This window comes from Mycobacterium pseudokansasii, from assembly GCF_900566075.1.
Lineage (GTDB): Bacteria > Actinomycetota > Actinomycetes > Mycobacteriales > Mycobacteriaceae > Mycobacterium > Mycobacterium pseudokansasii.
Genome location: NZ_UPHU01000001.1, coordinates 1,006,623 through 1,020,424 on the forward strand (window position 1 = coordinate 1,006,623; position 13,802 = coordinate 1,020,424).

Here is a 13,802-nt window from a genome sequence, read left to right on the forward strand (position 1 = left end):
TCAATCTCATGCGCGCGGTGACGCAACTAACAGTGGCCGTGTCCGCGGGCGGTCGGTGAGCAAGAATTCACGCTAACTTGCGGTAACTTGCCGCCCGTCCCCTTGACGACGGGGCGTAAACGGGTCAATCTGTTGGGCAGCATGTGTTGTACCTGTACCAGGGCAAGTCGAAATGCCAGCCAGCGCCGCTTCCCGGGGACACATATCGGTAGCTATTTGAGGAATGCGCTGTCCTGCGCTAGTGTAGGACGTTGCGCTGGCTACCTCCTGCCCACCTCACCCGCCACTTGACATTGTGGTCTAAGCCTGAGCCCAGTTTCCGGCTCAGTTGTTCGGTTGCGTGCGTGAGATCCGGACAGTTCGTTCGCCGGCCTAACCGACACAATTATCTGCGGCGAAAGGTCCGGTGACCGCCGGCTCCCGGTAGTCGCACGAGGTGCTGGAAGGACGCATCTTGGCTGATTTCCGCCAAAGCAAAACAGACGCTAGTCCCACTCAGAGTCGCCCGCAAAGTTCTTCAAACAGCTCCGTGCCCGGAGCGCCTAATCGGGTTTCCTTCGCCAAGCTCCGCGAACCGCTGGAGGTTCCGGGGCTGCTTGACGTGCAGACCGACTCGTTCGAGTGGCTGATCGGCTCCCAGCGCTGGCGGGACTCCGCTATAGCCCGAGGCGAGGCCGCAGGGGGGATGAACCCGATCGGCGGCCTGGAAGAGGTGCTCGACGAGCTCTCGCCGATCGAGGACTTCTCCGGGTCGATGTCGCTGTCTTTCTCCGACCCCCGCTTTGACGAGGTCAAGGCGCCGGTCGATGAGTGCAAAGACAAGGACATGACGTACGCGGCCCCGCTGTTCGTGACGGCCGAATTCATCAACAACAACACCGGCGAGATCAAGAGCCAGACGGTGTTCATGGGTGATTTCCCGATGATGACCGAGAAGGGCACGTTCATCATCAACGGCACCGAGCGCGTGGTGGTCAGCCAGCTCGTCCGGTCGCCCGGTGTCTACTTCGACGAGACCATCGACAAGTCCACCGACAAGACGCTGCACAGCGTCAAGGTGATCCCCAGTCGGGGGGCCTGGCTGGAGTTCGACGTCGACAAGCGCGACACCGTCGGCGTGCGCATCGACCGCAAGCGTCGGCAGCCGGTCACCGTGCTGCTCAAGGCCCTCGGCTGGACCAGCGAGCGGATCACCGAGCGGTTCGGGTTCTCCGAGATCATGATGTCGACGCTGGAAAAGGACAACACCGCCGGCACCGACGAAGCGCTGCTGGACATCTACCGCAAGCTGCGTCCGGGCGAGCCGCCGACCAAAGAGTCCGCCCAGACCCTGCTGGAGAACCTGTTCTTCAAGGAGAAGCGCTACGACCTGGCCCGCGTGGGCCGCTACAAGGTCAACAAGAAGCTCGGCCTCAACACCGATCATCCGATCACCACGACCACGCTGAGCGAAGAAGACGTCGTCGCCACCATCGAGTACCTGGTCCGCCTGCATCATGCTTCTCAGGATGGCCAGCCCGCCGTCATGACTGTGCCCGGCGGGGTCGAGGTCCCGGTGGAAACCGACGACATCGACCACTTCGGCAACCGGCGGCTGCGCACCGTCGGCGAGTTGATCCAAAACCAGATCCGGGTCGGCATGTCGAGGATGGAGCGGGTGGTCCGGGAACGGATGACCACTCAGGACGTCGAGGCGATCACGCCGCAGACACTGATCAACATCCGCCCGGTGGTCGCCGCCATCAAGGAGTTCTTCGGCACCAGCCAGCTGTCGCAGTTCATGGACCAGAACAACCCGTTGTCGGGCCTGACCCACAAGCGCCGGCTTTCGGCGCTGGGGCCGGGCGGTCTGTCCCGTGAGCGTGCCGGCCTGGAAGTGCGTGACGTGCACCCTTCGCACTACGGCCGGATGTGCCCGATCGAGACCCCGGAGGGTCCCAACATCGGCCTGATCGGATCGCTGTCGGTGTACGCGCGGGTCAACCCGTTCGGCTTCATCGAGACGCCGTACCGGAAGGTGATCGACGGGCTGGTCACCGATGAGATCCACTACCTGACGGCCGACGAAGAGGACCGCCACGTCGTGGCACAGGCCAACTCGCCGATCGACGCTGACGGCCGCTTTGTCGAGCCGCGCGTTCTGGTGCGCCGCAAGGCGGGCGAGGTCGAATACGTCGCCTCCTCCGAGGTGGACTACATGGACGTCTCGCCACGCCAAATGGTGTCGGTGGCCACCGCGATGATCCCGTTCCTCGAGCACGACGACGCCAACCGGGCACTGATGGGCGCCAACATGCAGCGTCAGGCGGTTCCGCTGGTACGCAGCGAGGCGCCGCTGGTGGGCACCGGCATGGAGTTGCGTGCGGCCATCGACGCCGGCGACGTCGTCGTCGCCGAGAAGTCCGGGGTGATCGAGGAGGTGTCCGCCGACTACATCACCGTGATGGCCGACGACGGCACCCGGCACACCTACCGGATGCGCAAGTTCGCCCGCTCCAACCACGGCACCTGCGCCAACCAGTCTCCGATCGTGGATGCGGGTGACCGCGTGGAGGCCGGCCAGGTGATCGCCGACGGTCCGTGCACCCAGAACGGCGAGATGGCGCTGGGCAAGAACCTGCTGGTGGCGATCATGCCGTGGGAGGGCCACAACTACGAGGACGCCATCATCCTGTCCAACCGGCTGGTCGAAGAGGACATCCTCACCTCGATCCACATCGAGGAGCACGAGATCGACGCCCGCGACACCAAGCTGGGCGCCGAGGAAATCACCCGGGACATCCCCAACGTCTCCGACGAGGTCCTTGCGGACTTGGACGAGCGCGGCATCGTGCGCATCGGCGCCGAGGTGCGCGACGGCGACATCCTGGTCGGCAAGGTCACGCCGAAGGGTGAGACCGAGCTGACACCCGAGGAGCGGCTGCTGCGGGCGATCTTCGGCGAAAAGGCCCGCGAGGTCCGCGACACCTCGCTGAAGGTGCCGCACGGCGAGTCCGGCAAGGTGATCGGCATCCGGGTGTTCTCCCGCGAGGACGACGACGAGTTGCCCGCCGGTGTCAACGAGCTGGTCCGCGTCTACGTGGCCCAGAAGCGCAAGATCTCCGACGGCGACAAGCTGGCCGGCCGGCACGGCAACAAGGGCGTCATCGGCAAGATCCTGGCGCAAGAGGACATGCCGTTCCTTCCGGACGGCACCCCGGTGGACATCATCCTGAACACCCACGGAGTGCCGCGACGGATGAACATCGGCCAGATCCTGGAAACCCACCTGGGGTGGTGCGCGCACAGCGGGTGGCAGATCGAGGGCTCACCCGAGTGGGCGGCCAACCTGCCCGAGGCGTTGCGCAGCGCCGAGCCGAACCAGATCGTGTCGACTCCGGTGTTCGACGGCGCCCAGGAAGCCGAACTGCAGGGCCTGTTGTCGTCGACATTGCCCGACCGTGACGGCGACGTGCTGGTCGACGGCGACGGCAAGGCGGTCCTTTTCGACGGCCGTAGCGGCGAGCCGTTCCCGTACCCGGTGACTGTCGGCTTCATGTACATCATGAAGCTGCACCACCTGGTGGACGACAAGATCCACGCCCGCTCCACCGGCCCGTACTCGATGATCACCCAGCAGCCGCTGGGCGGTAAGGCGCAGTTCGGTGGCCAGCGGTTCGGTGAGATGGAGTGCTGGGCCATGCAGGCCTACGGCGCGGCGTACACGCTACAGGAGCTGTTGACCATCAAGTCCGACGACACCGTCGGCCGGGTCAAGGTCTACGAGGCGATCGTCAAGGGCGAGAACATCCCGGAGCCGGGCATCCCCGAATCGTTCAAGGTGCTGCTCAAGGAGCTACAGTCGCTGTGCCTCAACGTGGAGGTGCTGTCGTCCGACGGCGCGGCGATCGAGCTGCGCGAAGGCGAGGACGAGGACTTGGAGCGCGCGGCAGCAAATCTGGGAATCAACTTGTCCCGCAACGAATCCGCCTCCGTCGAGGACTTGGCCTGAACCTTCTTGGAAGTAACTAAACCCGCAAGGGGAAAGGGAGTTACGTGCTAGACGTCAACTTCTTCGATGAACTCCGCATCGGCCTGGCCACCGCGGAGGACATCCGGCAATGGTCCTACGGCGAGGTCAAGAAGCCGGAGACGATCAACTACCGCACGCTCAAGCCCGAGAAGGATGGCTTGTTCTGCGAGAAGATCTTCGGGCCGACTCGCGACTGGGAGTGCTACTGCGGCAAGTACAAGCGGGTGCGCTTCAAGGGCATCATCTGCGAGCGTTGCGGTGTCGAGGTGACACGCGCCAAGGTGCGCCGGGAACGGATGGGCCACATCGAGCTGGCCGCACCCGTCACCCACATCTGGTACTTCAAGGGCGTGCCGTCGCGCCTGGGCTACCTGCTGGACCTGGCGCCCAAGGACCTCGAGAAGATCATCTATTTCGCCGCCTATGTGATCACTGCGGTCGACGAGGAGATGCGGCACAACGAGCTGTCCACGCTCGAGGCCGAAATGATGGTGGAGCGCAAGGCCGTTGAGGACCAGCGTGATGCGGACTTGGAAGCGCGTGCCCAAAAGCTGGAGGCCGACCTGGCCCAGCTGGAGGCCGAGGGTGCCAAGGCCGACGCTCGGCGCAAGGTTCGCGACGGCGGCGAGCGCGAGATGCGTCAGCTGCGCGACCGGGCCCAGCGTGAGCTGGACCGGCTGGAAGACATCTGGAACACCTTCACCAAGCTGGCGCCCAAGCAGCTGATCGTCGACGAGAACCTCTACCGCGAGCTGCAGGACCGCTACGGCGAATACTTCACCGGCGCCATGGGAGCGGAGTCGATCCAGAAGCTCATCGAGAACTTCGACATCGACGCAGAGGCCGAGGCGCTGCGCGAGGTCATCCGAAGCGGCAAGGGGCAGAAGAAACTTCGCGCTCTCAAGCGGCTGAAGGTGGTCGCCGCGTTCCAGCAGTCGGGCAACTCGCCGATGGGCATGGTGCTCGACGCCGTCCCGGTGATCCCGCCGGAGCTGCGCCCGATGGTGCAGCTCGACGGTGGCCGCTTCGCCACGTCGGACCTGAACGACCTGTACCGCCGGGTGATCAACCGCAACAACCGGCTCAAGAGGCTGATCGACCTCGGCGCACCCGAGATCATCGTCAACAACGAGAAGCGGATGCTGCAGGAGTCGGTGGACGCGCTGTTCGACAACGGACGTCGCGGCCGGCCTGTTACCGGGCCGGGTAACCGTCCGCTGAAGTCGTTGAGTGATCTGCTCAAGGGCAAGCAGGGCCGATTCCGCCAGAACCTGCTCGGCAAGCGTGTCGACTACTCGGGCAGGTCCGTTATCGTGGTCGGTCCGCAGCTCAAGCTGCATCAGTGCGGTCTGCCCAAGCTGATGGCGCTGGAGCTGTTCAAGCCGTTTGTGATGAAGCGGCTCGTCGACCTCAACCACGCGCAGAACATCAAGAGCGCCAAGCGGATGGTGGAACGTCAGCGTCCGCAGGTGTGGGATGTGCTGGAGGAGGTCATCGCCGAGCACCCGGTGTTGCTGAACCGGGCGCCCACCCTGCACCGGCTGGGTATCCAGGCGTTCGAGCCGATGCTGATCGAGGGCAAGGCGATTCAGCTGCACCCGCTGGTGTGTGAGGCGTTCAACGCCGACTTTGATGGTGACCAGATGGCCGTGCACCTGCCGCTGTCCGCCGAGGCGCAGGCAGAGGCCCGGATTCTGATGCTGTCGAGCAACAACATCCTGTCGCCCGCCTCCGGTCGCCCGTTGGCCATGCCGCGTCTGGACATGGTGACCGGGTTGTACTACTTGACCACCGAGGTCGACGGCGACACCGGCGAATACCAGCCGGCCGCAGCCGACCGTCCCGAGACGGGGGTGTACTCCTCGCCGGCCGAAGCCATCATGGCGGCCGACCGCGGTGTGCTCTCGGTGCGGGCCAAGATCAAGGTGCGGCTGACCCAGTTGCGTCCGTCGGCCGAGATCGAGGCCGAGCTGTTCGGAGCCAACGGCTGGCATCCGGGCGAGCCCTGGATTGCCGAGACGACGCTGGGCCGGGTGCTGTTCAACGAGTTGCTGCCGCCGGGCTACCCGTTCGTTAACAAGCAGATGCACAAGAAGGTCCAGGCGTCGATCATCAACGACCTGGCCGAGCGCTACCCGATGATCGTGGTCGCGCAGACCGTCGACAAGCTCAAGGACGCCGGGTTCTACTGGGCGACCCGAAGCGGCGTCACGGTCTCGATGGCCGACGTGCTCGTTCCGCCGCGCAAGAAGGAGATCCTCGACCGCTACGAGGATCGCGCCGACAAGGTCGAAAAGCAGTTCCAGCGTGGCGCTTTGAACCACGACGAACGCAACGAGGCCTTGGTGGAGATCTGGAAGGAAGCCACCGACGAGGTGGGCCAGGCGCTGCGGGAGCACTATCCGAGCGACAACCCGATCATCACCATCGTCGACTCCGGCGCCACGGGTAACTTCACCCAGACCCGGACGCTGGCCGGCATGAAGGGTCTGGTGACCAACCCCAAGGGTGAGTTCATCCCGCGTCCGGTCAAGTCGTCGTTCCGTGAGGGCCTGACCGTGCTGGAGTACTTCATCAACACCCACGGTGCTCGAAAGGGCTTGGCCGACACCGCGTTGCGTACCGCCGACTCGGGTTACCTGACCCGTCGTCTGGTGGACGTGTCCCAGGATGTCATCGTGCGCGAGCACGACTGCGGCACCGAACGCGGCATCGTCGTCGAGCTGGCCGAGCGCCAGCCCGGGGCTGATGGCAAGGTCGCGCTGATCCGTGACCCGTACATCGAAACCTCGGCGTACGCAAGGACTTTGGGCATCGACGCGGTCGACGAGGCCGGCAACGTGGTCGTCGCGCGCGGCGAGGACCTGGGTGACCCGGAGATCGACGCGCTGCTGGCGGCGGGCATCACGCAGGTGAAGGTGCGCTCGGTGCTGACCTGCACCACGGGCACCGGCGTGTGCGCGACGTGCTACGGACGTTCGATGGCCACCGGCAAGCTGGTGGATATCGGCGAGGCGGTCGGTATCGTGGCCGCCCAGTCCATCGGCGAGCCCGGCACCCAGCTGACCATGCGTACCTTCCACCAGGGTGGTGTGGGTGAGGACATCACCGGCGGTCTGCCGCGGGTGCAGGAGCTGTTCGAGGCCCGGGTGCCCCGCGGTAAGGCGCCGATCGCCGACGTCACCGGGCGGGTGCGCCTCGAGGACGGTGAACGCTTCTACAAGATCACCATCGTGCCCGACGACGGCAGCGAGGAGGTCGTGTACGACAAGCTCTCCAAGCGGCAGCGGCTGCGGGTGTTCAAGCACGAGGACGGCTCGGAGCGGGTGCTTTCCGACGGCGACCACGTCGAGGTGGGCCAGCAGCTGATGGAAGGCTCGGCCGACCCGCACGAGGTGCTGCGGGTGCAGGGCCCCCGCGAGGTGCAGATCCACTTGGTCCGCGAGGTCCAGGAGGTCTACCGCGCGCAGGGCGTGTCGATTCACGACAAGCACATCGAGGTGATCGTTCGCCAGATGCTGCGCCGGGTCACCATCATCGACTCGGGCTCGACGGAATTCTTGCCCGGCTCGCTGATCGACCGTGCCGAGTTCGAGGCGGAGAACCGCCGGGTGGTGGCTGAGGGCGGCGAGCCCGCCGCCGGCCGCCCGGTGCTGATGGGAATCACCAAGGCGTCGCTGGCCACCGACTCGTGGCTCTCGGCGGCGTCGTTCCAGGAGACCACGCGAGTGCTGACCGATGCGGCGATCAACTGCCGCAGCGACAAGCTCAACGGTCTGAAGGAAAACGTGATCATTGGAAAGCTGATCCCGGCCGGTACCGGTATCAACCGCTACCGCAACATCGCGGTGCAGCCGACCGAGGAGGCCCGGGCAGCGGCGTACACGATCCCGTCCTACGAGGACCAGTACTACAGCCCGGACTTCGGCCAGGCCACCGGGGCCGCGGTGCCGCTGGACGACTACGGCTACAGCGACTACCGGTAATTCCGCGAGCAGCTGTGCGGGGGGCGTCGCCCCGCGGTGGGGGATGAAAATTAGTGCCGGCCGTTCGGCTGGGTAAGTGGTTGTTTGGCGGGCCGGTGGGGTCGACGCAAGCTCACCGACAAGTGGGCCAGATTCACCCATCCGCACAAGGGACGGCGCTGGATCGTGTCCCGTTACTTCGGCGCGTTCCACCCGTCCCGGCGCGACCGCTGGGTATTCGGTGACCGCGACAGCGGCGCCTACTGGTCAAGTTCGCCTGGACGGCGATCACCCGGCACACCCTGGTCAAGGGCTGGGCGTCCCCGGACGACCCTGCCTTGACCGACTACTGGGCGACCCGGCGCCGCCGCGGGAGACCCCCGCTGGGCCGGGCCCGGTCGAGACTGATCCGCATGCAGCGCGGACGCTGCCCGCTTTGCGGCCAGCTACTGCTGCACGCTGAGGTCGAGCCGCAACACCCCGACGAGTGGGAGCAGTGGATCACTGCCACCGCCAAGGCGATCCGCCACCAGGCGATCGTCGTCGATTCGGGGCCAGAGTCATTGGGTTATACCGCGTTCCGTCTCATTCACACACACTGCCGAGGCCGTCACCCAAGTTCTGAGGGGGCTCCGGCGCGGCGACGCGCCGGAGCTACCCGACTGCAAGCCGTTTTATTACCTGCTCGAAGACGCGTTGAATGTGGTGCTGGTCAACGCCAAGGCGGTGCGCAATGTGCCCGGACGCAAGATGTCTCGGATGCCACCTGGCTGGCTGATCTGGGTGCTCATGGCCTGGTGCGCGCCTCGTTTGTGCCGCCGGAGCCGATTCGGATGTTGCGTGATCTGACCCGGGCGCGCACCACCATCACCCGAGCGCGCACCAAAGAAATCCAGCGGCTGGAAAAGCTGCTCGAAGATGCCGGGATCAAACTGTCGGCGGTGCCGGCTTGCGACAGCGCCGGCGTGGACGGTGATCGAAGTCGCGCGGACATTGCGTCGGCCGCGTGCGTTGGCGACGCTCGATGCTGCTTTGCAGGTTTGGCGCATGCACCAGAGGCGAATTGGATGCGGCGATCCGCGAACAACGAGGCCGCCGCGGCATCGTCGGAGTCCGGGAATTGATCCGCTACGCCGACGGTCGTGCCGAATCACCGATGGCGAGCGAGGCGCGACTTGTGTTCATTGACAACCGATTACCGATGCTGCAGGTGCAGTATGCCATTGTGGACCGTTACGGCAGAGTCTGGCGCGTCGACTTCGCATGGCCGGAAGCGATGGTCGTCGCCGAGTACGACAGCATCCAGTGGCACACGAGCCGCGAGGCCCTCGTCCACGACCGGCTGAAAACCGCCCGTCTGCAGGAATGCGGCTGGACCAGCATCCCCATGACGGTCGACGACATTCGCGGCGACCCCGTGAGCCTCGCGGACCGCATCACATTCCACCTGCTCAGTCCGGCGAGCAGCCGCAAAGGCGCCCCCACCCACGGCGTGTCGGGGGCTTTTGCGACTGCTCGTCACAGAAAGGCAACCCACTAGACTGGCCGTCGTGCTCATCGGTTCGCACGTCCACTCGGACGATCCCCTGGCTGCCGCTCAGGCCGACGGCGCTGACGTGGTGCAATTCTTCCTCGGCAACCCGCAGAGCTGGAAGAAGCCCAAGCCGCGGCACGACGCCGAGATGCTGAAGGCGTCGACCATTCCGCTGTATGTCCACGCGCCGTATCTGATCAACGTCGCATCGGCCAACAACCGCATCCGCATCCCGTCGCGCAAGATCCTGCAGGACACCTGTGACGCGGCCGCTGCCATCAACGCGACGGCGGTGATCGTGCACGGCGGCCACGCCGACGACAACGACATGGAGGCCGGCTTCGAGCGGTGGGTCAAAGCGCTGGATTACCTCGAAACGGACGTGCAGCTGTACCTGGAAAACACCGCGGGCGGCGACCATGCGATGGCCCGCCACTTCGACACCATCGGCAGACTATGGGATCACATCGGCGACAAGGGACTCGGCTTCTGCCTGGACACCTGCCACGCGTGGGCCGCGGGTGAGCAACTGATCGACGCGGTCGACCGGATCAAGGCCCTGACCGGCCGCATCGACCTGGTGCACTGCAACGACTCACGGGACGCCGCGGGGTCAGGTGCCGACCGGCATGCCAATATCGGCAACGGTCGGATCGATCCCGACCACCTCGTCGCGGTGGTCACGGCCGCCGATGCGCCGGTGATCTGCGAAACCGCCGACGAGGGCCGCAAGGACGACATCGCGTTCCTGCGGGAAAAAGTCAACGGCTGATTTCACGGCTCAATTAAACCTCGTTAACGTCGCGTCGCGGGCCTACCGTTAACCTATGGTTCGCCATTTCGTCACGCTGCTGGGCGTCGTGGGGCTGCTGGCTGGCTGCGCGCACATCCCGGCGCCGCCGCCCGCCGGGTTTGGAAACGGCACGAGCTTCCACACCATCGACGTCGGCGGTGTCCAGCGCTCCTACCGGCTATACAAGCCCGCAGGCCTGCCGCGAGCAGCCCCGCTGGTCGTCATGCTGCACGGTGGATTCGGCAGCGCCCGACAGGCTGAAAGATCTTACGACTGGGACGAATTGGCCGATTCGGAGAAGTTCGTCGTCGCCTACCCCGACGGTCTGAATAGGGCGTGGAACGCCAACGGTGGCGGCTGCTGCGGCCGGTCCGCACGCGAAGGCGTCGACGACGTCGCCTTTGTCAGCGCGGCGGTTGCCGACGTCGCCGCGAACGTGCCCGTCGACCCGGCCAGGATCTACGCCACCGGCATGAGCAACGGTGCCATCATGGCCTACACCCTGGCCTGCAACACCGGGATCTTCGCCGCGATCGGTCCCGTTTCGGGAACGCAACTCGACCCGTGCCCATCCCCGCATCGGGTGTCGGTCATGCATATTCACGGCACCGGGGATCCACTTGTCCGCTACTTCGGTGGGCCGGGGGCCGGATTCGCCCAGATCGACGGGCCGCCGGTCGAGGAGCTGAATGCGTTCTGGCGCAACGTTGATCAATGTGCGCGCCCTGCCACCACGACCAATGGCCGGGTTACCACGTCCACCGCTACATGCGCGAACGACCGCAGCGTGGTGCTGGTCACCGTTGACGACGGCGGCCATGAGTGGCCATCGGTGGCCAGCGAAATGTTGTGGGAGTTCTTCGCTGCCCATCCTCGTTGAGCACGACCCATTACACCTCTTGTACGGTTGTCGGTAAAATGTAATATTGGTGACATGCCAGACACCCATGTCGTCACCAATCAGGTCCCGCCGCTGGACAACCACAATCCCGCCACTTCACCGATGCTCGTCGAAGCGCTGATCCGCGAGGGTGGACAGTGGGGACTGGACGAGGTGAACGAGCTCGGCGCGATCTCGGGCGGCCACGACGCCCAGCGCTGGGGTGAGCTGGCCGATCGCAACCGGCCCGTCCTGCACACCCATGACCGGGTGGGCCACCGCATCGATGAAGTCGAATACGACCCGGCTTACCACGAACTGATGCGCACCGCGATCGCGCACGGGCTGCATGCCGCCCCCTGGGCCGACGACCGGCCGGGAGCCCACGTGGTGCGCGCCGCCAAGACGTCCGTGTGGACCGTCGAGCCCGGCCATATCTGTCCGATCTCGATGACCTACGCCGTCGTGCCGGCGCTGCGCCACAACCCCGAGCTGGCAAGCGTTTACGAGCCGCTGCTTACCAGCCGCGAGTACGATCCGGAGCTCAAGCTCGCCAGCACGAAACGCGGTATCACCGCGGGCATGTCGATGACCGAGAAGCAGGGCGGCTCCGACGTGCGCGCCGGCACCACCGAGGCGACGCCGAACGCTGATGGCACCTACAGCTTGACCGGCCACAAGTGGTTCACCTCCGCGCCGATGTGCGACATCTTTCTGGTGCTCGCGCAGGCCCCAAAGGGGTTGTCCTGCTTCATGCTGCCGCGGATCCTTCCCGACGGCACCCGCAACCGGATGTTCCTGCAGCGGCTCAAGGACAAGCTCGGCAACCACGCCAACGCCTCCAGCGAAGTCGAATACGACGGTGCCATCGCGTGGCTGGTCGGCGAGGAGGGCCGCGGCGTCCCCACCATCATCGAAATGGTCAACCTGACCCGCCTGGACTGCACCCTGGGCAGCGCCACCAGCATGCGCACCGGTCTCACCCGTGCCATCCACCATGCGCAGCACCGTAAGGCGTTCGGCGCCTACCTGATCGACCAGCCGTTGATGCGCAACGTGCTGGCCGACCTGGCGGTGGAGGCCGAGGCGGCCACGATCGTGGCGATGCGGATGGCCGGTGCCACCGATAACGCGGCGCGCGGCGACGAGACCGAGGCGTTATTCCGCCGTATCGGCCTGGCGGCCAGCAAGTATTGGGTGTGCAAACGGTCAACTCCGCACGCCGCCGAGGCGCTGGAATGCTTGGGCGGCAACGGCTATGTCGAGGATTCCGGCATGCCCAGGCTCTACCGGGAGGCGCCGCTGATGGGCATCTGGGAGGGCTCGGGCAATGTCAGCGCACTGGACACGTTGCGCGCCATGGCAACTCGTCCAGAATGCGTGGAGGTGCTGTTCGACGACCTGGCTAACAGTGCGGGCCAGGATGCCCGCTTGGACGGCCATGTCGACCGGCTGCGGGAACAGCTGGGCGACCTGGACACCATCCAATACCGGGCCCGCAAGATAGCCGAGGATATCTGCCTGGCGCTACAGGGGTCACTGCTGGTGCGACACGGGCATCCGGCCGTGGCCGAGGCGTTCTTGGCCACCCGGCTCGGCGGGCAGTGGGGCGGGGCGTTCGGCACCATGCCGACCGGACTGGATCTGGCGCCCATTCTCGAGCGTGCTTTAGTCAAGGGATGACTCATGCGATCAGGCCGGTCGATTTCGGCAATCTGAAAACGATGACCTACGAGGTCGCCGATCGAGTTGCGCGGATCACCTTCAATCGGCCCGAGAAAGGCAACGCGATCGTCGCGGATACACCGCTGGAGTTGTCGGCGCTGGTGGAGCGCGCCGACCTCGATCCCAAGGTGCACGTCATTCTGGTCTCCGGCCGGGGCGACGGTTTCTGCGCGGGCTTCGACCTGTCGGCTTACGCGGACGGCACCGGCTCGGCGGGCGGCACCGGCGCCTACCAGGGCACGGTGCTGGACGGCAAGACGCAGGCCGTCAACCACCTGCCCAACCAGCCGTGGGACCCGATGATCGACTACCAGATGATGAGCCGGTTCGTGCGCGGGTTCTCCAGCCTGATGCATGCCGACAAGCCGACGGTGGTCAAGATTCACGGCTACTGCGTGGCCGGCGGCACCGACATCGCGCTGCACGCCGACCAGGTGATCGCCGCAGCCGACGCCAAGATCGGGTACCCGCCGACACGGGTCTGGGGTGTGCCCGCGGCGGGCTTGTGGGCACACCGGCTCGGCGACCAGCGTGCCAAACGTTTGCTGTTCACGGGCGATTGCATCACCGGTGCCCTAGCGGCCGAATGGGGCCTGGCCGTTGAGGCGCCGGATCCGAAGGACCTCGACGAACGCACCGAGCGGCTGGTGCAACGGATCGCTGCCTTGCCGGTCAATCAGCTGGTCATGATCAAGCTGGCGCTCAATTCGGCTCTGCTGCAACAGGGTGTGGCCACCAGCAGGATGGTCAGCACGGTATTCGACGGGATCGCCCGGCACACGCCCGAGGGCCACGCCTTCGTCGCCGACGCGGTCGAGCACGGCTTCCGGGATGCGGTCAAGCACCGCGACGAGCCCTTCGGCGACTACGGCCGGAAAGCGTCCGGAGTGTAA

At 65.6% G+C, this 13,802-nt stretch carries 6 protein-coding genes and 2 pseudogenes; all 8 read left to right on the forward strand.

What is annotated here, in order from left to right:
* Nucleotides 1-454: 454 nt before the first annotated feature.
* The 8 genes and pseudogenes from rpoB (at nt 455) to EET10_RS04710 (ending at nt 13,802) form a co-directional block, all read left to right on the forward strand.
* Complete coding sequence (rpoB, locus tag EET10_RS04675; protein WP_122502743.1) at nt 455-3,991, forward strand: DNA-directed RNA polymerase subunit beta; 3,537 nt, start codon at nt 455-457, stop codon at nt 3,989-3,991.
* Between the two features lie 44 nt (nt 3,992-4,035).
* Nucleotides 4,036-7,998 carry a DNA-directed RNA polymerase subunit beta' gene (locus EET10_RS04680; protein WP_036398426.1) on the forward strand — a complete coding sequence of 1,321 codons (3,963 nt, stop codon included), beginning with the start codon at nt 4,036-4,038 and terminating at the stop codon, nt 7,996-7,998.
* A 645-nt stretch (nt 7,999-8,643) separates the two neighbouring features.
* A pseudogene (locus EET10_RS04685) lies at nt 8,644-8,951 on the forward strand (IS110 family transposase); the annotation flags it as partial.
* A pseudogene (locus tag EET10_RS04690) lies at nt 8,923-9,517 on the forward strand (hypothetical protein); the annotation flags it as partial. The pseudogenes EET10_RS04685 and EET10_RS04690, both read left to right, overlap by 29 nt.
* A 10-nt stretch (nt 9,518-9,527) precedes the next feature.
* Nucleotides 9,528-10,283 carry a deoxyribonuclease IV gene (locus tag EET10_RS04695; protein ID WP_036398424.1) on the forward strand — a complete coding sequence of 252 codons (756 nt, stop codon included), beginning with the start codon at nt 9,528-9,530 and terminating at the stop codon, nt 10,281-10,283.
* 55 nt (nt 10,284-10,338) lie between these two features.
* Nucleotides 10,339-11,184 carry a CE1 family esterase gene (locus EET10_RS04700; protein WP_036398419.1) on the forward strand — a complete coding sequence of 282 codons (846 nt, stop codon included), beginning with the start codon at nt 10,339-10,341 and terminating at the stop codon, nt 11,182-11,184.
* Between the two features lie 54 nt (nt 11,185-11,238).
* Nucleotides 11,239-12,867 carry an acyl-CoA dehydrogenase family protein gene (locus EET10_RS04705; RefSeq protein ID WP_122501934.1) on the forward strand — a complete coding sequence of 543 codons (1,629 nt, stop codon included), beginning with the start codon at nt 11,239-11,241 and terminating at the stop codon, nt 12,865-12,867.
* Complete coding sequence (locus tag EET10_RS04710; RefSeq protein ID WP_036398415.1) at nt 12,864-13,802, forward strand: crotonase/enoyl-CoA hydratase family protein; 939 nt, start codon at nt 12,864-12,866, stop codon at nt 13,800-13,802. Before EET10_RS04705 ends, EET10_RS04710 begins: the two co-directional genes overlap by 4 nt.

What these genes read in the sequence shown, in the direction of transcription:
- EET10_RS04700 (WP_036398419.1), top strand. Translation starts at nt 10,339, where the DNA reads ATGGTTCGCCATTTCGTCACGCTGCTGGGCGTCGTGGGGCTGCTGGCT.
- EET10_RS04705 (WP_122501934.1), top strand. Translation starts at nt 11,239, where the DNA reads ATGCCAGACACCCATGTCGTCACCAATCAGGTCCCGCCGCTGGACAAC.
- EET10_RS04710 (WP_036398415.1), top strand. Translation starts at nt 12,864, where the DNA reads ATGACTCATGCGATCAGGCCGGTCGATTTCGGCAATCTGAAAACGATG.